The organism is Gilliamella sp. CG35 (assembly GCF_046635745.1).
In the GTDB taxonomy this organism is placed as follows: domain Bacteria; phylum Pseudomonadota; class Gammaproteobacteria; order Enterobacterales; family Orbaceae; genus Gilliamella; species Gilliamella apicola_I.
In genome coordinates this window covers 1-1,487 of record NZ_JBIDFH010000041.1, presented here as the reverse complement: position 1 = coordinate 1,487, position 1,487 = coordinate 1, and the positions used below count along the sequence as shown (strand labels likewise).

Sequence of the window (1,487 nt, the reverse complement as noted above, 5' to 3'; positions counted from 1 at the left end):
TCAATAGTTATGTTAAATCTTTAAAAGATTACCTGTTAAAAGTCTTAAAGTTATTAAAAGTATCATATTTATACGAGTAACCTATTTATTCATCGTAGTCTTTATTTGCTATAGAATTTTAATTTGTTGCGCAATAATGATAACTATTCATGAAAGACCAAACTTTAATAATAAACCTCAGTTAAATAACTGAGGTTTATTTTGTTGAATTAATAAAATTCCAAAACTATGGCCAAGAAAATAATTCTACTATATATAGAACAAATTTACCTAAACCAAAGAGTAAACAAGCCAGAATTCCAGATATACAAATAAAGAAGAGTATATGTATAAATACATGTTCTAGCGTTCTATGATTTCTCGGTACAGTACGAAACGTATTAGGATATAATACATTTTTATTTACTTTACACAAGCCATAGACATAATACTTACGCTCTGTTGGATCTGGATAATCATATAACAGTCTATCAAAATCCTTTGAGGTTAATTTAACTTCAATAGTACCTTCAATTTTCTTGCCGTTTCGCATTGCTACTAATTTAACAATCGAACGATCAGGTTCCATCAATATTGCTATTGATACTCCCTCTTCTTCTTGTTCGGATAAAAATCCGATTATTACAAAATTTGACATAATGGAATAAATTAATTAAATTTGTGAATACTTCACCAGTAGGTAGTTATATAACTCAACATTGTGAATTAGACTAACCTACTTTTATACTAAACCAATAATTCTGAAATTTCAATATTTTTTAATACCTAAGGTTTTTACTCAATTCTACAGTAATCATTTTTTTATTTCTTCAGTTAGTTTATTAAACTATATTGAATCAATTTAGCTTTCAATCAAAACGCAATCAGCGTTAATATTAACTGAATTAGCCAGTTATCATCCCAATTGATTTTAATTAGTCATAGGTTTTCAGCTAATAAAATAGCTTTTTTATTGAAAGTGGAGTGAAATGAATTGTGTAAAATTTGTAGATAATTTTAGTTTTATATCAAGGTAACTTTGGGTTAATTAGATGCAATATGATTGATAATTTCAAGGCAATGAACCCTTATATCATTCAATAAAAACCCCAGTTAAATCAATAACTGGGGGGTAAAATAAATTAAATATTTAATTTATTTTTTGGATTGAGACCATGTTTGATGTAAATCGCGAATCTTATTTAAATCTAATTTCATCAACTTCAATGCAATATGAAACTTCGTATAAGAATCAAAATAATCTTTGAAATTATCAAAATAATCACTTTTACTTATAAAAGTTTCAGTTTCACTAACAATGATATCTTCATCAAAGCGAAGAACCAATGAGTATTCTAAGTAAGGGAAATAAGTATAAACTAAGATTTCACATCCTTTTACCTCTTCACTAGAAAAACAACCATAATTAAATTTTCCTCTAGGCATACGTCTAAATCTTTTTTTCATGATTTAAATATTTTTTAGTTAATAAAATTTTTAAATTCATT

General features: G+C 26.0%; 2 protein-coding genes. Both read right to left on the bottom strand.

Translation table 11 applies throughout. The annotated features are described in order from the left end of the window. Window positions 1-226: 226 nt before the first annotated feature. Window positions 227-637 carry a hypothetical protein gene (locus ACGH4F_RS09575; RefSeq protein ID WP_411591026.1) on the bottom strand — a complete coding sequence of 137 codons (411 nt, stop codon included), beginning with the start codon at window positions 635-637 and terminating at the stop codon, window positions 227-229. Between the two features lie 497 nt (window positions 638-1,134). Beyond that, window positions 1,135-1,446, bottom strand: coding sequence for a hypothetical protein (locus ACGH4F_RS09570; protein ID WP_267359626.1), 312 nt, complete (start codon window positions 1,444-1,446; stop codon window positions 1,135-1,137). Window positions 1,447-1,487 lie beyond the last annotated feature (41 nt).